At 62.8% G+C, this 17197-nt stretch carries 18 protein-coding genes; 11 read left to right on the top strand and 7 right to left on the bottom strand.

Annotation, left to right across the window (positions count from 1 at the left end; all coding sequences use genetic code 11):
• Nucleotides 1-74: 74 nt before the first annotated feature.
• The 8 genes from PHS32_RS16960 to PHS32_RS16925 all read left to right on the top strand — a co-directional run bounded on the left by PHS32_RS16960 (nt 75) and on the right by PHS32_RS16925 (nt 6856).
• The gene (locus PHS32_RS16960; protein WP_301080242.1) at nt 75-875 is read left to right on the top strand and encodes a TetR/AcrR family transcriptional regulator; all 801 of its coding nucleotides are present in this window, start codon (nt 75-77) and stop codon (nt 873-875) included.
• Nucleotides 872-1813 (top strand): ABC transporter substrate-binding protein, encoded by a 942-nt coding sequence (locus tag PHS32_RS16955; protein WP_301080241.1) that lies wholly within the window; start codon nt 872-874, stop codon nt 1811-1813. Before PHS32_RS16960 ends, PHS32_RS16955 begins: the two co-directional genes overlap by 4 nt.
• Nucleotides 1810-2580, top strand: coding sequence for an ABC transporter ATP-binding protein (locus PHS32_RS16950; RefSeq protein WP_301080240.1), 771 nt, complete (start codon nt 1810-1812; stop codon nt 2578-2580). Before PHS32_RS16955 ends, PHS32_RS16950 begins: the two co-directional genes overlap by 4 nt.
• 13 nt (nt 2581-2593) lie before the next feature.
• Nucleotides 2594-3370 (top strand): ABC transporter permease subunit, encoded by a 777-nt coding sequence (locus tag PHS32_RS16945; protein WP_301080239.1) that lies wholly within the window; start codon nt 2594-2596, stop codon nt 3368-3370.
• Nucleotides 3367-4131 carry an ABC transporter permease gene (locus PHS32_RS16940; protein WP_301080238.1) on the top strand — a complete coding sequence of 255 codons (765 nt, stop codon included), beginning with the start codon at nt 3367-3369 and terminating at the stop codon, nt 4129-4131. The genes PHS32_RS16945 and PHS32_RS16940 overlap by 4 nt, the downstream gene beginning before the upstream one ends.
• Before the next feature lie 12 nt (nt 4132-4143).
• Entirely contained in the window at nt 4144-4950 is an 807-nt protein-coding gene (locus tag PHS32_RS16935; protein WP_301080237.1) for a cyclase family protein, read from the top strand.
• Between the two features lie 42 nt (nt 4951-4992).
• The gene (fahA, locus tag PHS32_RS16930; RefSeq protein WP_301080236.1) at nt 4993-6324 is read left to right on the top strand and encodes a fumarylacetoacetase; all 1332 of its coding nucleotides are present in this window, start codon (nt 4993-4995) and stop codon (nt 6322-6324) included.
• Nucleotides 6325-6433: 109 nt separating this feature from the next.
• Nucleotides 6434-6856 (top strand): hotdog fold thioesterase, encoded by a 423-nt coding sequence (locus PHS32_RS16925; protein WP_301080235.1) that lies wholly within the window; start codon nt 6434-6436, stop codon nt 6854-6856.
• A 77-nt stretch (nt 6857-6933) separates the two neighbouring features.
• On the opposite strand, the gene PHS32_RS16920 is transcribed toward PHS32_RS16925, so the two are convergent.
• Nucleotides 6934-7512 carry a cob(I)yrinic acid a,c-diamide adenosyltransferase gene (locus PHS32_RS16920; RefSeq protein WP_301080234.1) on the bottom strand — a complete coding sequence of 193 codons (579 nt, stop codon included), beginning with the start codon at nt 7510-7512 and terminating at the stop codon, nt 6934-6936.
• 69 nt (nt 7513-7581) lie between these two features.
• On the opposite strand from PHS32_RS16920, the gene PHS32_RS16915 reads away from it, so the two are divergent.
• On the top strand, nt 7582-9006 hold the full coding sequence (locus PHS32_RS16915) for an FAD-linked oxidase C-terminal domain-containing protein (protein WP_301080233.1): 1425 nt from the start codon (nt 7582-7584) through the stop codon (nt 9004-9006).
• A gap of 20 nt (nt 9007-9026) precedes the next feature.
• Here PHS32_RS16915 and PHS32_RS16910 read toward each other — a convergent pair whose 3' ends face one another.
• Genes PHS32_RS16910 through mnmG form a run of 6 tightly spaced genes read right to left on the bottom strand, consistent with a single transcriptional unit; the run spans nt 9027 to nt 14841 of the window.
• Entirely contained in the window at nt 9027-9968 is a 942-nt protein-coding gene (locus PHS32_RS16910) for a ParB/RepB/Spo0J family partition protein (protein WP_301080231.1), read from the bottom strand.
• A 3-nt stretch (nt 9969-9971) separates the two neighbouring features.
• A complete protein-coding gene (locus PHS32_RS16905) occupies nt 9972-10553 on the bottom strand; it encodes an alpha/beta fold hydrolase (protein ID WP_301080230.1) in 582 nt (193 codons plus the stop codon).
• 57 nt (nt 10554-10610) lie between these two features.
• Nucleotides 10611-11396 (bottom strand): ParA family protein, encoded by a 786-nt coding sequence (locus PHS32_RS16900; protein WP_301080229.1) that lies wholly within the window; start codon nt 11394-11396, stop codon nt 10611-10613.
• Between the two features lie 41 nt (nt 11397-11437).
• Nucleotides 11438-12052, bottom strand: coding sequence for a LysE family transporter (locus tag PHS32_RS16895; RefSeq protein ID WP_301080228.1), 615 nt, complete (start codon nt 12050-12052; stop codon nt 11438-11440).
• 30 nt (nt 12053-12082) lie between these two features.
• Nucleotides 12083-12802 (bottom strand): 16S rRNA (guanine(527)-N(7))-methyltransferase RsmG, encoded by a 720-nt coding sequence (gene rsmG, locus PHS32_RS16890; protein WP_301080227.1) that lies wholly within the window; start codon nt 12800-12802, stop codon nt 12083-12085.
• The gene (gene mnmG, locus PHS32_RS16885; RefSeq protein ID WP_301080226.1) at nt 12802-14841 is read right to left on the bottom strand and encodes a tRNA uridine-5-carboxymethylaminomethyl(34) synthesis enzyme MnmG; all 2040 of its coding nucleotides are present in this window, start codon (nt 14839-14841) and stop codon (nt 12802-12804) included. The genes rsmG and mnmG overlap by 1 nt, the downstream gene beginning before the upstream one ends.
• Nucleotides 14842-14994: 153 nt before the next feature.
• Between mnmG and PHS32_RS16880 the strand changes: the two genes are divergently transcribed.
• Together PHS32_RS16880 and PHS32_RS16875 are read left to right on the top strand one after the other, a co-directional pair.
• A complete protein-coding gene (locus tag PHS32_RS16880) occupies nt 14995-15261 on the top strand; it encodes a YkgJ family cysteine cluster protein (RefSeq protein WP_301080225.1) in 267 nt (88 codons plus the stop codon).
• A 474-nt stretch (nt 15262-15735) separates the two neighbouring features.
• Complete coding sequence (locus PHS32_RS16875) at nt 15736-17178, top strand: coniferyl aldehyde dehydrogenase (RefSeq protein ID WP_301080224.1); 1443 nt, start codon at nt 15736-15738, stop codon at nt 17176-17178.
• The last annotated feature ends 19 nt before the right edge of the window (nt 17179-17197 follow it).

The raw sequence follows: 17197 nt of genomic DNA, 5'->3' as shown, positions 1-17197 counted from the left end.
GGCGTCAGTTTTCAAATCCTCGGATCAGGGTTTGTACGGATGTTCAATTTCTTGTACAGATGTTCAATACCGGCATGAGCCCGCTTGCACGAACCACGCCCGCCAGCACGCACCGCTCCCACACGGCTGCGGTGCGTCGTGCTACGGAGCGGCCAGATCGCAAGGCCGACATTCTGCTGGCCGCCGAAAAACTGTTTGCCCTGAACGGCTACCACGCCGTGACGATCCGGCAAATTGCACAGGAAGCGGGTGTTCCGCTGGCGCTGGTGGGCTACTACTATGGCCAAAAACACGAGTTGTTTCACGCCATCTTCGAGCACTGGAACCATACTATCGCGCAACGCCTGGCGGCCCTGCGAAGCGTGCGCGAACAGGCTGATGCGCCGGATTATCTGGAACGTGTGATTGCCGCCTTTGTCGAACCTGTACTCAGGCTGCGTGCCAGTCCGGACGGCGAATGGTATGCCTTGCTGATGACACGCGGCCTGAATGAGCCGGGCCAGGAAACCGACCGCGCCCTGCGCCAGTATTTCGATCCGATGGCGCACGCCTTCATTGAAGCCCTGATGGCCTGTTTTCCGGGTTGCAGCAAAGCGCAGATGGCTTGGTGCTATCAGTTCATGCTGGGGGCTTTGCTGCACCACATTGCCGATCAGCGCGTGACCCGCCTGTCGGGCGGCGTCAACCGCCCCAACGATCCGGCCGCGCAGCCCTTGCTGAGCGCCTTTATCGCGGGCGGCATGCGCCAGGCCATGGCACTGCCGTTAGCTCCGTCGGGGCGCACCGGCACCCAGTCACGTTCACTCACGGTTCCATCACCGCCAGCCGCAAAGACTGCGCGCACGCGGCCAAACACAAGCCAGGAGACATCATGAAACGCCGTCAATTGATCACCGCTGCCAGCGCCATCGCTGCCAGTGCAGCGCTGTCCGTGCGCGCCCAAACCACGGCAAAAATCGCTTATGGCTACACCGCAGTCAGTGATTTTGCCTCGGTGTTTGTCGCTGCCGAGGAAGGCTATTTCAAGCAACACGGGCTTGATGTGGAACTCAAATTCATTCCTCTGAACTCGGCCATTCCAGCCGCCATCCAGTCCGATTCACTGCAAATCGGCGGTCCCACGCCGACGGTCTTCTTGCAGTCGGTGGATGGCGGCCTCGACCACGTGGTGCTGGCGGGCGGCGGTGTGCTGTCGAAAACCTACACCGACCTGGCGGCGGTGGCGCGCGCCGGCTCCAACATCCGCAGTCCGCAGGATTTTCTGGGCAAAAAAGTGGGTGTGCCGGGCTTGGGTGCGCTGTTGCACGTGACGTTCCGCCAATGGCTCAAGAACAACGGTGTGGACTATCGCAAAGTCAACTTCATCGAAGCACCCTTCCCGCAGCACGCCGATCTGATCCGGGGTGGCTCCATCGATGCAGTGATCACTGCCGGGCCTTTCATGGCGCGCATTGTGGACAGCGGGACGGGCTATGTGGCCTCGTTCTACACCACCTTCCTGCCTGACGGTCTGCCCACCATCGTGCACGTCGCCAAGCGCGAATGGGTCAAAGCCAACCCCGCCGCCGCCAAGGGCTTTGCCCAGGCGGTGCAGGAAGGAGCCGCCTTCATGCGCAACCCGAAGAACGACGGCAGGCTGCGCGCGGCCCTCGTCAAATACCTGCGCCTGCCGGCGCCCGCGGTGCAAAAGATGCAGATTTCCCCGCCCGGCCCAATGGTGAGCGAGCGCCAGCTCAATGACTGGATTCAGATGATGAACGGGCAGCAGATGCTGAAGACGGCGCCGGCTGCAGGGCAGTTGCTTGTCAAATGACCTCGGAACTGCTTGAATTCGACCAGCTTGCGATCCACCTGGGTGGGCGCGAGATCCTCTCGCCCACCAGTTTCTCCGTGGCGCGCGGCGAATTTGTCTGCGTCATTGGTCCCTCCGGCTGCGGCAAGACCACCTTGCTGCGCGCCGCCGCCGGCTTCGTCACGCCCAGCGCCGGCGTGGCGCGGCGTCGCGGCGAGCCAATCACCGTACCGTCGCGTGAAGTGGCTTTTGTGTTCCAGGACTATGGCCGGGCCTTGCTGCCCTGGCGCACCGTGCAGGGCAACATCGCCCTGGCGCTGGAGGCCGCCCAGGTGCCGGCCGGCCAGCGGCCCGCGCGCATCGCCAAAGTGCTGGCAACAGTTGGCCTTTCCGCCCACGCCGCCAGGTTCCCGGCCCAGCTTTCGGGTGGCATGCAGCAGCGCGTGCAGATCGCGCGTTGCCTGGCGCAGGAACCCGAGTTGATGATGATGGACGAGCCTTTTGGCGCGCTCGATGCCATGACGCGCGCGAGCCTGCAGGACGAGTTGTCCAGCCTGGTACGCACCACCGGTCTGACGGTGCTGTTCGTGACGCACGACCTGGAAGAAGCGATCTACCTGAGCGACCGGGTGATTGCGCTACGCGCCAACCCGACCCCCGACAAGCCCAGCCTGGCAGCCATGGTGGAAGTGAAGATTGAACGGCCGCGCGACCAGCTGTTGACCAAGGAGCACCCCGAGTTCCTGCGTTTGCGCCGCGAGCTGTATGGCTTTCTGGGCCACCCCTGAAAGGTGATCTGCAATGTTGCGCCGGCTCCGTCCTTTTGCTTTTCCGGCCCTGTTGCTGGCGGCGCTGGAGTGGTATGCCCGCGGCGCCGGTCAAGGCAGCGATGCAGTGGCGCCACCAACGCTGGCCCTGCGCGCCTTTGTCATGGCTTTGCTGTCCACCGGCGAGTATTCGATCGCGCAGGCCACCGCCTTCACACTGGGCAGCGCCGGGCTCGGACTGCTGCTGGGGCTGGTCCTGGGTGTCGGTCTGGGGGTGCTGCTAGGGCTGTCGCGGCGCGCCGCCGAAATCAGTTTTCTGTCGGTTGAAGTGCTGCGGCCGATCCCCTCGGTGGCACTGATCCCGCTGGCCATGCTGGTGTTCGGGTTCGGTCTTCGCATGGAAATCAGCATCGTCGCCTTTGCCACCTTCTGGCCGCTGCTGTTGTTGACGCAGGCCGCCGTGCAGCAGGTGGAGCCGCGCCTGCTGGAAGTGGCCAGCGCGCTGAATCTGAGCCCACTGGCCCGCACCACCAAAATCGTGCTGCCGGCGGTGCTGCCGCGTCTGTTCGTGGCGCTGCGCCTGGGTGTGGCAATTGCCCTGGTGGTCGCGGTCACGGTGGAGATTGCCGCCAATCCCAGCGGCATGGGCTACGCGCTGATGATTGCACAGCAAAGCCTGGCGCCCGAATTGATGCTGGCCTGGCTGTTCTGGATCGGGTTGGTGGGCTACGCCATCAACGCCGCTGCGCTGGCCCTGCAGCGCTGGGTTGCCTACAAAATGGGCGACGTGCCGGAGGGTCCTCCGCCATGAAGGCTTGTTTCAAAATCCTGGCCTGGTCTGAGTCGCTGTTGCTGCTGCTGGCGCTGATCGGCCTCTGGTGGCTGGTCAGCCATCAGCAGTGGATCAGCAAGGTTTTTTTGCCGACGCCGCAAGCCACACTGGCGAGTTTGCTGGAGGGCTTCACCCGGGGAGAATTGCTTGACTTCACGCAAGCCACCATCCTGCGCATGGGGCTGGGCTGGGGCCTGGCCTCGCTATTGGGGGTGGCGCTGGGTGCGCTGATCGGTAGCTCCGCCCTGGCACGGGTCTGGATCGGGCCGACGCTGGAGTTCCTTCGTCCATTGCCGGCCTCGGCCCTGATGCCGCTGGCGATTGCGATCTTCGGCTTGAGCGCCGGCATGGTGTTGTTTGTAGTGGCTTTTGGCGCCATGTGGCCGGTGCTGCTGGCCACCGTGCATGGCTTTGGCGCCACGCATGTGCGGCTGAGGGAAGTGAGCCAGGCGCTGCAGCTGTCACGCCTGGCCTTCGTTTTCAAAATCGGCTTGCCCAACGCCCTGCCGGACATTTTGGCTGGCATGCGGCTGTCGCTGACGGTCGCCCTGATTGTGGCCGTCGTGGGCGAAATGATTGCCTCGCAAGCCGGGCTGGGTCAGGCTATTCTGCTGGCGGCGCGCTCGTTTCGTGCCAGCGAGCTGTTCGCTGGCGTGCTGCTGCTGGGGGCGATCGGCTTTGTCAGCAATGCACTGCTGCGCCAGGCTGAAAAGAAATTATTGAAGTGGCAAATGCCTTGAAGGGAACCCCCTATGACACGCAAATTTGTAGACTTGTCGATTTTTCTGGAAAACGACGTCGCCTCGGATCCGCCGGGTCTGGAGCCCAAAATCGAGTACTTCACTCACCAGGACAGCTTTGCCCAGATTGCGCCCTTCTTCCCCGGCCTGGCCAAGCAAGACCTGCCCGATGGCGAAGGCTGGGCGGTGGAGCGGGTAAGCCTGTCCACCCACAATGGCACGCACCTCGACGCGCCGTACCACTTTCACAGCACGATGGGCAAGGCGCTGGGCGCGAAGACGCCCTCCCTGGCAATCGACGAGGTGCCGCTGGAGTGGTGTTTCCAGCCTGGCGTGAAGCTCGATTTCAGTCAATTGCCGGATGGTTATGTGGTCACCGCCGCCGATGTCGAAGCCGAGCTCAAGCGCATAGACCACAGGCTGTCGCCGCTGGAGATTGTGGTCGTCAACACGCGCGCCGGTGCCCGCTATGGCCAGCCGGATTACGTGTCATCCGGTTGCGGCATGGGCTATGAAGCCACCATGTACCTGCTGGCGCAAGGCGTGCGCCTGACCGGCACTGACGCCTGGAGCTGGGACGCACCGTTCGTACACACCGCCAAAAAATACGCCGAAACCCGGAACGCCGCACTCATCTGGGAGGGCCACAAGGCCGGGCGCGATATCGGCTACTGCCATCTGGAAAAACTGCACAACCTCGAATGCTTACCGGCCACCGGTTTTTACATTTCGTGCTTCCCGCACAAGGTTCGTCGCGCCTCGGCCGGCTGGACCCGCGCCGTAGCGATCTTTGACGAGCGACTGACGGCCGGCGCCTGAGCCCAGGCCCTGTCAAGTCCCACAAGTTTGATTGACCCCACCATGCAACTCAACCACACCCACGATCCCGCCACCCGGAGTTGGCTGCCATCGGCCACCGACACGGACTTCCCGATCCAGAATCTGCCGCTCGCGGTATTTCGGCGCAGCGGCAGCGACGAATCTTTTCGTGGCGGTGTCGCCATTGGCGATCAGGTGCTGGACCTGGCGGCCTTGAGCGGTACCGCGTGCCTGCAAGGGTTGGCGGCGCAAGCGGCCGGTGCGTGCGCCCAAGCGGTGCTGAACGGCTTCCTGGCGCTAGGCCCAGCGGCCTGGCAAGCCTTGCGCCACGCCTTGTTTGGGCTGCTGCAAAGCAGCGCCCCCGGCACATCGGTGGCCGCGGTCCGGGCCTGCCTGCTGCCGCAGGACGCGGTGGAATACGCCGTGCCCATGGCCATTGGCGACTACACCGATTTCTATACCTCGATTCACCACGCGCGCAACGTCGGGCGCATCGCGCGGCCGGATGCGCCGCCCCTGACGCCCAACTTTCAATGGCTGCCGATTGCCTATCACGGCCGCGCCTCCAGCATCGTCGTCAGTGGCCAGAGATTTCGGCGTCCGATGGGCCAGTTCATGCCTGCGGGCGCGTCGACTCCTGTTTACGGCCCCTGCGCACGGCTGGACTATGAACTCGAGTTGGGTATCTGCATCGGCCAGGGCAATGCTTTGGGCGAACCGATTGCGCTGGCGCAAGCCGAGTCACACATCTTCGGTCTGTGTCTGCTCAACGACTGGTCGGCGCGTGATATCCAGTTCTGGGAAATGGCGCCGCTGGGTCCTTTTCTGGGCAAGAACTTCGCCACCAGCGTGTCGCCCTGGCTGGTCAGCCTGGAGGCGCTCGCGCCGTTCCGGCTGCCGTTCGAGCGACCGGCCGACGAACCCCAGCCACTGGCCTATCTGGAGAGTGCCGGCAACCGTGCCCAGGGCGTGCTGGATGTGCGGCTCGAAGTGCTGCTCCAGACCGCGCGGCAACGCAGCAAGGGACAGCCCGGCACGCGCGTGTCGCACACCAGTTTTCGCCACCAATACTGGACGCTGGCGCAGATGGTCACCCAGCACACCGTGGGTGGCTGCAACCTGCAACCCGGCGATCTGTTGGGCACCGGCACCATCTCGGGTCCCCAGCCGCAGGAGGCCGGCGCCATGGTTGAGCTGACCAAGGGCGGCCGGGAACCCCTCACCCTGACGCACGCCGATGGCGTCACCGAGCAGCGGGCGTTTTTGCAGGATGGTGATGCTGTCATCCTGCGCGGCTGGTGCGAGGCGCCGGGCCGTGTGCGCATTGGCTTCGGCGAATGCCGCGGCGAGGTGCTGCCAGCCCTGGGCGCCTGAGCTGCGATCCGGCCTTCAACGTCAGGACAATCGCTGCTGACACCCGTTTGACAGGCTCCGGTGGGTGCTTCTGTTTATAGTTGCCAGCACCTATCGATTTGGAGCCTTGATGCGCATCTGGAAAATACCGGTTTCGGTGGAAGTACTCACCGCTGTTCACGTCAACACCACGGTGGCCCATCTGGGCATCGAGTTTCTGGAAGTGGGTGATGACTTCATCAGCGCCCGCGTGCCGGTCGATCCGCGCACCCAGCAGCCTTACGGCTTGCTGCACGGCGGTGTCAGCGTGGTGTTGGCCGAAACCCTGGGCTCCTGCGGTGCCGCCTTCTCCAGCCCGCCAGGCTACCGGGCGGTGGGACTGGACATCAACGCCAACCACATCAAAGGCACGACCAGCGGCTGGGTGACCGGTACCGCGCGCCCGGTGCACCTGGGTCGCACGACCCAGGTCTGGCAGATCGACCTGCACAACGACGCCGGCGAATTAACTTGCGTGTCACGCATCACGATGGCGATCTTGGCGCCGCGTTAGCGCCTGGTCTGGGCGGCAACCAGATTTTCTAACTTCGTCCAGCCAATTCAGTCAAAGATTTTTGAGAGAGCAACCGCTCACTCCGTCGCCGATTGCGCCAGGCGCTGGCTTTTCCAGTACACGTCATCGCCCACCGTGCCATCAACGCGGTAACGGTTCAGCACGCGGGCCAGCACGAACAGCAGGTCCGACAGCCGGTTCAGGTACTGGCGCGGCGTGTCCTTGAGGGGCTCCTGGCCTTCCAGCGCCACCACGGCACGCTCGGCACGGCGGGCCACGGTGCGACAGACATGGGCCAGCGCCGCGGCGCGCGTGCCGGCCGGCAGAATGAACTCCTGCAGGCGCGGCAGTTTTGCGTTGTGCTGCGCCAGGGCAGCGTCCAGCGCCAGCACGGCCTCGGGTTTCAGCAACTCAAAGCCGGGAATCGACAACTCGCCGCCCAGGTTGAAAAGCTGGTGCTGCATCTCGACCAGCAGGGCGCGCACAGCGGTTGGCAGCTCTTCGCACAAGAGAACGCCCAGGTTGGAATTGAGCTCGTCGACCTCGCCCATGGCGTGCACCCGCAAGCTGTCCTTGGAGACGCGCGTGTTGTCGCCCAGACCGGTGGTGCCGTTGTCGCCGGTGCGGGTAGCGATTTGAGTCAGCCGTTGTCCCATGAAGGTCTCCTTGATCGGTGCTATTGTTGCAGCAAAATACAGACTCAACCGATTTGACAGGACCAACCCGTGAACTCCTTGCCCCAGCCCGCCGACCTGACCCCCCACATCCAGCAGCGCGAGGTGCCGCTGGCGCTGCTGGACGCGCTCAAGACTCGTTTTGCCGAGCAGTGCTCGACCGCCCTGGTGGTGCGTGAGCAGCACGGGCGCGACGAGTCGTCTTTCGAGGCGCCGCCGCCGGCCGCCGTGGTCTTTGCCGAGAGCACGCAGGACGTTGTCGACGCCGTGAAACTGGCCAGCCAGTTCAGCGTACCGGTGATTCCTTTTGGCGTTGGCACCTCTCTTGAGGGCCATCTGCTGGCGGTGCAGGGGGGCATCAGCCTGGACGTCAGTCGCATGAACCAGGTACTGGCCATCAACGCCGAAGACCTGACCGTCACGGTGCAGCCCGGCGTGACGCGCAAGCAGCTCAATGAAGCGGTCAAGAGTACCGGCCTGTTCTTCCCGATTGACCCCGGCGCCGATGCCACGCTGGGCGGCATGAGCGCCACCCGCGCCAGCGGCACCAACGCGGTCCGTTACGGCACCATGCGCGAAAACGTGCTGGCGCTGGAACTGGTGAGCGCCAGCGGCGACGTCATCCGCACCGGCACCCGGGCCAAAAAAAGCAGTGCCGGCTATGACTTGACGCGGCTGCTGGTCGGTAGCGAAGGGACGCTGGGCGTGATCACCGAGGTGACGGTCAAACTCTACCCGCTGCCGGAAGCAATCTCGGCGGCGATCTGTTCCTTTCCCAGCATAGAAGCGGCGGTGCGCACCACGATCCAGATCATCCAGCTGGGGATACCGATTGCGCGCGTGGAACTGCTGGACGGCAAAACCGTGCGCATGGTCAATGGCTACGCCAAGTTGAGTCTGCGGGAAGAACCGCTGCTGTTGATGGAGTTCCATGGCTCGCCCAGCGGCGTCAAGGAACAGGCCGAGGCGGTGCAGGAAATCGCCGCTGAGTTCGGCGGCACCGCGTTCGAGTGGGCCACCACGCCGGAAGAGCGTACCCGTCTGTGGACTGCCAGGCACAACGCCTACTTTGCCGCCATTCAGTCCAAGCCCGGTTGCCGCGCCATTTCAACCGACACCTGCGTCCCGATTTCCCGCCTGGCCGACTGTCTGCTGGACTCGGTGGCGGAAGCCGACGCCAGCGGTATCCCGTACTTTCTGGTCGGCCACGTCGGCGACGGCAATTTCCACTTCGGCTATCTGATAGACCCCGACAAGCCGGAGGAGCGCCAGCGCGCCGAAAAACTCAACCATGCCCTGGTCGAGCGCGCCCTGCGCCTGGAAGGAACCTGCTCCGGCGAGCACGGCGTCGGCCTGCACAAGATGGATTTCCTGCTGTCCGAGACGGGCCTGCCGGCGGTCAACATGATGCGCACCATCAAACGCGCACTGGACCCGAAAAACATCATGAATCCGGGCAAGATTTTTACGCTCTGATATCTTGCGCCCGTGGCGCTTCAGCGCGTAGCGCTGCGCGTGAGCTTGTCAATCAGCCCGTTGAGCTCATCGAGCGAGCCAAAGTGGATGCTGAGTTCGCCCATTTCTTCCAGCCGACCGGCGCGCTTGACGCGCTTTTTGACCCGCACCTCGACCTCGGCGGCCAGCAGGTCCGACAGTTCTTCCTCGACCCGTTTCATGTCACGCGATTTTTCCTTCTTCGGTTTGACCGAGGTCAGCGTGAATTCGGCGCCGAGTTTTTTGGCCAGGCTCTCGGCCTCGCGCACCGACAATTTCCGGGCACTGATCTGATTCGCCGCCGTGATCTGGGTCGCCCGGTCCAGTGCCAGCAAGGCGCGCGCGTGGCCCATGTCCAGATCGCCCGCCATCAACATGGTTTGCACCGGATCGGCCAGATTCAGCAGACGCAGCAAATTGCTGGCCGCACTGCGGGAACGCCCCACGGCTTGCGCCGCCAGCTCGTGAGTGAGCCCAAACTCCTTGATAAGGCGTTGCAGACCTTGGGCTTCTTCCAGGGGGTTGAGATCTTCGCGTTGAATGTTCTCGATCAAGGCCATGGCTGCGGCGACCTCGTTGGGGACGTCACGCACCAGCACCGGCACACTGTCAAGGCCGGCCAATTTGGCGGCACGGAAACGCCGCTCGCCGGCAATGATCTCGTACTTGCCCTGGTTCGGGCCGTCCTGCAGCTGACGCACCAGGATCGGCTGCAAGATGCCCTGGGCCTTGATGGACTCCGCCAACTCGTACAAAGCCCCCTCGTCCATCCGGGTGCGCGGCTGGTACATGCCCGGCAGCATGTCGGAGAGCAACAGCGAGGCCGGCAAACCGGGACTGACTGGGTTGCCGACGGAGGCGTCGAACGCCGCTTTCTCATTGACTTTGGGCCCCAGCAAGGCTTCGAGTCCGCGGCCAAGGCCTTTGGGGGATTTGGTAACCATTTTTTATCCTTCGTGTATATCTGCGGGATGGGCTTTCGGCGTTGTCCCCGACGGGTTGAGTCGATGCAGCCATGTGTGCCCCTCGGCCCAGGGGCCCAGGCCCGACTCGGCATTGATATGGCCCCGCTCACCGTAGTCGATGAAGTCGCAGCCCCAGGCACTGGCGAACTGGCGTGCCCGCTGGGCGGTGCAATAGGGATCGTTGCGGCTGCCAACCAAAATACTTTTGAAGGGCAATGCTTGCAAGGGAATGGGCGACCAACTGGCCAGGACCGGACGCAATTCGTCGCGTTCGGCATCGCCGGGGGCCACCAGCAGTGCGCCCTTCACAAGGTGCGTATTGCCGGAGTGCGCCGCCCACGCCGCCACCAGCAGACAACCCAAGCTGTGGGCCACCAGAAGCGCCGGTTCGCTGCGCTGCAATAACACGTCTTCCAGCCGGGCAATCCAGTCCCCGCGCAGCGGCCGCATCCAGTCGTGCTGCGTGACGCGCTGATAGCCATGCAGGGTTTCCCAGCGGCTCTGCCAGTGCTCGGGACCGGAGTCTTGCCAACCCGGCAGCAACAACACGTGGGGAGGGTTCATTTTGCTATAACTTCGGTAGCGAAAGACGCCTGCTTGATGGCGGAACGCACAAAACAACTACATTTTTTCAATGCGTTCCACCATCTCCTGGGCAAACGCCACATAGGCTTGCGCGCCCTTGCTGGCCGGGTCGAACAAGACCCCGGGAACGCCATAACTGGGGGCTTCCGCCAGACGCACGTTGCGCGGGATGACGGTGTCGAACACCTTGTTGCCAAAGTGAGCTTTGAGTTGCTCGCTGACCTGCTGCTGCAAGGTGATGCGCGGGTCGAACATGACGCGCAACAAGCCGATGATGGCCAGCTCCTTGTTCAGGTTGGCATGCACCTGCTTGATGGTGTTGACCAGATCGGTCAGCCCCTCCAGCGCAAAGTACTCGCACTGCATGGGGACGATGACGCCGTGCGCGCAGCACAGGCCATTGAGCGTCAACATGGAAAGCGACGGCGGGCAATCGATCAGGACGAAATCGTAGTCCTGCTGCACCTGCGCCAGCGCTTGCTTCAGGCGTTTTTCGCGCCGCTCCACATCCACCAACTCGACCTCGGCACCGGTCAATTCGCGATTGGCACCCAGGATGTCGTAGCCGCAGCCGCCCTCCGTCAACTTGTCGCTTTTCACCCGCGCCTGCGCGATCGAGGCCGACTCCAGCAGAACGTCGTAAATAGTCAGTTCCAGTTGCCGCTTGTCGATGCCCGAGCCCATGGTCGCGTTGCCCTGCGGATCAAGGTCAATCATCAGCACCCGCTGCCCTACCTTGGCCAGACCCGCCGCCAGATTCACGGTGGTAGTGGTCTTGCCGACGCCGCCTTTTTGATTGGCGACGCAGAATATTTTGGCCATGAAGTATTGCCCCGGGGTAGGAGTGAAAAGAGAATGAAGGTTCAATGCGATAGCGCCAACTTGACGCCAAAACCAACCAGGAACAAGCCGGCCAGTTTCTCCAGTGCGCCAGATATGTGCGGATTGGCGCGCAGGCGCGCGGCCAGAAAGTGGGTCAGCAACACCACCGTCAAGCCATAGGCAAAGGTCAGTGCCGCAATGGTCAGCGCCATGACGGCGAAAGTAGTCAAGCCCTGATGCCGGGCCGGATCCACGAACAAGGGGAAAAACGCCATGTAGAACACAATCGCCTTGGGATTGAGCAAGGTGATCGTGAGCGCCTGACGCAGGTAGTGATGCGGCTTGATATGCAGCACCGGTGCGGAACCGGCTTTTGCCAGCAACATTTTCCCGCCCAGCCAGGCCAGGTAAGCGGCGCCCAGCCATTGCACCGCATTGAACGCCGTCGGGTAGGCGCTTAACAATGCCGCAACGCCTGCCACGGCCAGCCACATCAGAACCTGATCGCCAAAAATGACGCCCAGGGTGGCCGCCAGGCCGCCCCTGATGCCGCCCTTGCCGGTGGAGGTGATCAAGGCCAAATTCCCGGGACCGGGAATCAGCAGAAAAACGATGATTGCGACGACAAACGCGCCGTAGTCGACAATGCCAAACATGGAAACTCTCTTTCTGGATAGGGATTGAGTTTACGGCAAGTTTTTTGGCGCGACATTTTCCAGAGGGGTGCTTGTTTTTTGCATCCAGACGATGCATCGCTCGGCCGGCAATGCCGGGACCAGCAGTTGTTCCACGTGAAACACTTTCACTTCCGGTGGCAACAGGGCAATCTCCTCGTCCGGCACTTTCCCCTTCATGGCCAGCCAGGCCCCGTGCGCCGCCAGCGCCGCGCTGGACCAGCGGGTGAACTCCGCCAGCGAGGCAAAGGCGCGGGAGCTGACGATGTCGTAGCCCTCGCCGCTCCCTGGGGTCATGGCTTCCACCCGGCCATGCAGTCCGCGCAGGTTGGGCAACTTCAAGGTCACTGCCGCTTGCTGAACAAAGGCCGCTTTTTTGGCCACGGCATCGACACAGGTCACCGCCACCTCCGGGCAGCAAACAGCAATCACCACGCCCGGCAGACCGGCACCAGCACCGACATCGAGCAACCGGAACGACGCGGTATGCGAGTCGACAAGCGGGCGCACCAGTCCAGCCAGCACCCGGCGCAGTGGGGAAACGACGGCCAGGCTGTCGAGCAAATGGTGCGTCAGCATGCTCGTCGGGTCACGCAGCGCCGTCAGGTTGTAGACCTTGTTCCATTTCTGGATAAGCGCCAAATAATCCAGCAACTGCCCGACCTGAACGGCACTCAAATCAAGCGCCAGCGTCCGCAGGCCGGCGCGCAGATCAGCTTCCAGCGGACGCATCAGACCACCACTTTCACAACCGGATCTGCGCCCTGCCCGGCGGCCTCCGAGGTGGCATCCTTCGAGCGACTCCTCTTCAAGTGGATCAGCAACAGGGAAACCGCCGCCGGCGTGATGCCCGAAATCCGCGAGGCCTGGCCCAGTGTTTCGGGCCGGTGCTGGGCCAGCTTTTGGCGCACCTCGAAACTCAGCGCCGCAACCTGCGCATAGTCCAGGTCGGCCGGCAGCTTGAGGTTTTCATAATAAGCCGCCCGCTCCACTTCGCCGCGCTGACGGTCGATATAACCGGAGTACTTGGCGGCAATCTCCACCTGCTCGATCACGCTGGCCACAAACTCGTTGGCAACCGATGCGTCCCCCTCTGTTTCACGTGGAACATCGGCGCTTGGCGCACCCAGTTCGGGCGATGCGTAACGGCCACCATCGAGCGACATCAGGCCGGCATAGCTCACATCCGGGCGCCGCAGTAAATCGGCCAGCGTGTATTCGTGGTCTATGGCCTTGCCCAGTACGCGCTCGGCTTCGACTGCCGGTAGATTCCGGGGACTGACCCAGATCGCCCGCAGCCGTTCTGTTTCACGTGAAACAGCATCCCGCTTGCGGCAGAAGGCATCCCAGCGCACGTCATCCACCAGGCCTAACTGACGCCCCACTTCGGTCAAGCGCAAGTCGGCATTGTCTTCCCGCAGTTGCAGCCGGAACTCAGCCCGGCTGGTGAACATCCGGTAGGGTTCGGTCACGCCTTTGGTAATCAGGTCGTCGACCAGCACACCCAGGTAGGCCTGATCCCGGCCCGGCACCCAGGTCTCCTGTTGCCAGGCGGTTTGAGCACCGGCTTGCAGGGCCGCATTAACGCCGGCAAACAAGCCCTGGGCGGCAGCCTCCTCGTAGCCAGTGGTGCCGTTGATCTGCCCGGCAAAGAACAGGCCGACGATGGACCGGGTCTCGAAACTGCTTTTCAGCCGCTGCGGATCAAAGTAGTCGTATTCAATGGCATAGCCCGGCCGCAGAATGTGTGCGTTTTCCAGCCCGGCCATGGAACGCACCAATTGGTACTGAATGTCAAAGGGCAGACTGGTGGAGATGCCGTTGGGGTAGTACTCGTGGGTCGTCAAGCCTTCGGGCTCCAGAAAAATCTGGTGGCTCTCCTTGTCTGCAAAGCGGCTGATCTTGTCTTCCACGCTGGGGCAATAGCGCGGGCCTACGCCCTCGATCTTGCCGGTGAACATGGGGCTGCGGTCGAACCCGCTGCGGATGATGTCGTGCGTGCGCTCATTTGTGTGGGTGGTCCAGCATGACATTTGTTGCGGGTGCTGTTCGGCCCGGCCGACGAAACTGAACACCGGCATGACCGGACTCATGCCGCCGGGCATGCCGTCACCGGGCTGCTCCAGGCATTTGCTGAAATCAATCGAGCGACCATCCAGGCGCGGCGGCGTGCCGGTCTTCAGCCGTCCCTGCGGTAACTTGAGTTCCTTCAGCCGGGCACTCAGGCGCACCGCCGGTGGGTCTCCGGCCCGCCCGGCCGCGTAGTTGTTGAGCCCCACATGAATCTTGCCATCCAGAAAAGTCCCGGCCGTCAGGACCACGGTTCTGGAACGAAACTTGATGCCGACCTGCGTGACGGCGCCCACGACCCGGTCGCCCTCCACCATCAAGTCGTCCACCGCCTGCTGAAACAACCACAGATTGGGCTGATTTTCCAGCCGGCGGCGGATTGCCGCCTTGTACAACATCCGATCGGCCTGGGCGCGGGTGGCGCGCACCGCCGGTCCCTTGCTGGAGTTGAGGATGCGAAACTGAATACCGCCCTCATCGGTGGCCGCCGCCATGGCGCCACCCAGCGCGTCCACCTCCTTCACCAGATGCCCCTTGCCGATACCGCCGATCGACGGATTGCAGCTCATCTGGCCCAGCGTTTCGATGTTGTGGGTCAGCAGCAGAGTCCTGCAGCCCATGCGGGCCGCCGCCAGCGCAGCCTCGGTCCCGGCATGGCCGCCGCCGACGACGATGACATCGAATTCTTGAGGGTACAACATGGTGCAGGAAGTGACTGCGTGGCAGTCTGCGCTGGAGGAGGAAGCCGCAATTTTAGCCGGGGGCAGCGATTTACGCGACAATCGAGGCCTTTGATCGAGCCCACCCCGTTGCGCCACGGGCTCTTATAGCTACAACTTTTATAGCACAATGCCATGAATTGCCGCGCCGGCTGCGCTGCCTGCTGCATCGCACCCTCCATTTCCAGCCCGATTCCTGGCATGCCCGTGGTCAACGGGATCAGCAAACCGGCCGGTGTGCCCTGCGTACAACTGGACGCGACCAGGCGCTGCATGATCTTCGGCCAACCCGAGCGGCCGGCGGTATGCGCCAGCCTGGCGCCTTCGCCGGATATGTGCGGCCAGACCGGCGCGCAGGCCATGCATTACCTGACGCGGCTGGAACAGGAAACTGCGCCATAGATTGCCATGGCCGAAATTTGGGTTTGGAAAGAACTCCCTATTTCCCCATGGTAAATACCCTTAACTGTCAAATTCCGGACAGTTCAAGGGCACACTCTGGCCTACGCTTTGAAGCGCTTGACGGCTTGCGCGCCAACGCCGCAAGATGCCAAGCACACTGAAACCGGAACCTGCACGGCCTAGGGGCCTGTTCACACTATTTTTACGAGATGCGTTGTGAGTCAAAAAAGTCATGCGCAAAGCGCAAAACGCAGCCGGGGTCGGCCCCCGGCAAGGCTTTGCAATGCCGCGCATGGCTTTTTTGGCCACAACCCGCAGGGAACGGGATGAAAAAAGTGCCACTCGGCGTTGCGCTCCTAGGCAAGGCCTCAGCCTTGCCGTTGTCACGCGCCTTGATTGGCGCATTTTTCATCGCGTTCGCACTCGCAAAAATAGTGTGAACAGGCCCCAATTCATTCTTCCAGAGGTACCCAGATGAGCGCCATCCCACTGCCCAACGCCAGCCCCATGGACCGGGTCCGTGACGAACTTGAAGCCACCCTGAGGCTGCAACGCGACGCCTACTTTGCGCGCCCGATACCCTCCCTGGACGAGCGCCGGGCCGACCTGCTCAAACTGCAAGCCTTCATCCGTGACAACAAAGAAGGTCTGGTGTCGGCGGTCAACGCCGACTACGGCAACCGCTCGCGCCACGAAACCTTGTTCACCGAGATCTTCACCGTGATCGACGGCGTCGACCACGTACTCAAACACCTGAAGAAGTGGATGAAGCCGCAGCGCCGCGGCGTCGACCTGCGCAATTTCTTTGGCGCCAGCAACCGCGTGCTGCCGCAGCCCCTGGGCGTGGTGGGCGCCATCGTGCCGTGGAACTTCCCGATCAACCTGAGCTTCACGGGCCTGATCTACACTTTTGCCGCCGGCAACCGGGCGATGGTCAAGATGTCGGAAAACTCCCGCCACCTGGCGCAATTCCTGATCGAGAAAATTCCGGCCTACTTTGCGCGCGACAAGCTGGCTTTTTTTGATGAAACGGGCGGTGTCGGCATCGAATTCTCGAAACTCAAATTCGACCATCTGCTGTTCACCGGCTCCGGCCAGACCGGGCGCGCCGTGATGGCCGCCGCCGCCCAGAACCTGTGCCCGGTCACCCTGGAGATGGGCGGCAAGTCCCCGGCCATCGTCTGCGACGACTACCCGCTGCAAAAAGCCGCCGAGCGGCTGCTGTTCGTCAAGCTGCTCAATGCCGGTCAGATTTGCACCACGGTCGATTACCTGTACCTGCCCAAAGGCAAGACCGCTGAATTTGTGGCCCTTGCCAAGGACATCGTCGCCAAACGCTATCCGCAACTGGCGTCACCGGACTTCACTTCCATCATCGACCAGCGTTCCTTCCAGCGCCTGACCGCGGCACTGGAAGAGGCCCGCGCCGGAGGCGCCACACTGGTGCAGCTGATCCCCGGCCAGCCGTGGGACGCCGCCAGCCGCAAAATTGCGCCGCATCTGGTGCTCAATACACCAGCCAACAGCGTGCTGTTGCGGCGAGAGATCTTCGGCCCGATCCTGCCGGTGATCGAATACAGCTCGCTGGAAGAGCCTATTGCGGCCATCAACAGCGGCCCGCGGCCGCTGGCGCTCTACCCCTTCAGCAACGACAAACAGGTCATCCAGACGCTGCTGGAGCGCGTGATGTCGGGCGGCGTCAGTGTCAACGACGCCTTGTTCCACGTCGGCCAGCATGACCTGCCGTTTGGCGGTGTCGGTGAAAGCGGCATGGGCCATTACCACGGCTACGAAGGCTTCGTCACCTTTTCCAAGATGCGCCCGGTGTTCTACCAGGCCTCGTTCAGCGCGGTGAAATTCCTGTGGCCGCCCTATGGAAAGTTCGCCACCAAATACCTGGCCTTCCTGACCAAGTAATCAACCTCCAGGAAAGTAT

Source organism: Rhodoferax sp., assembly GCF_028714215.1.
GTDB lineage: Bacteria > Pseudomonadota > Gammaproteobacteria > Burkholderiales > Burkholderiaceae_C > Rhodoferax.
This window is presented reverse-complemented; position numbering and strand designations above follow the sequence as displayed.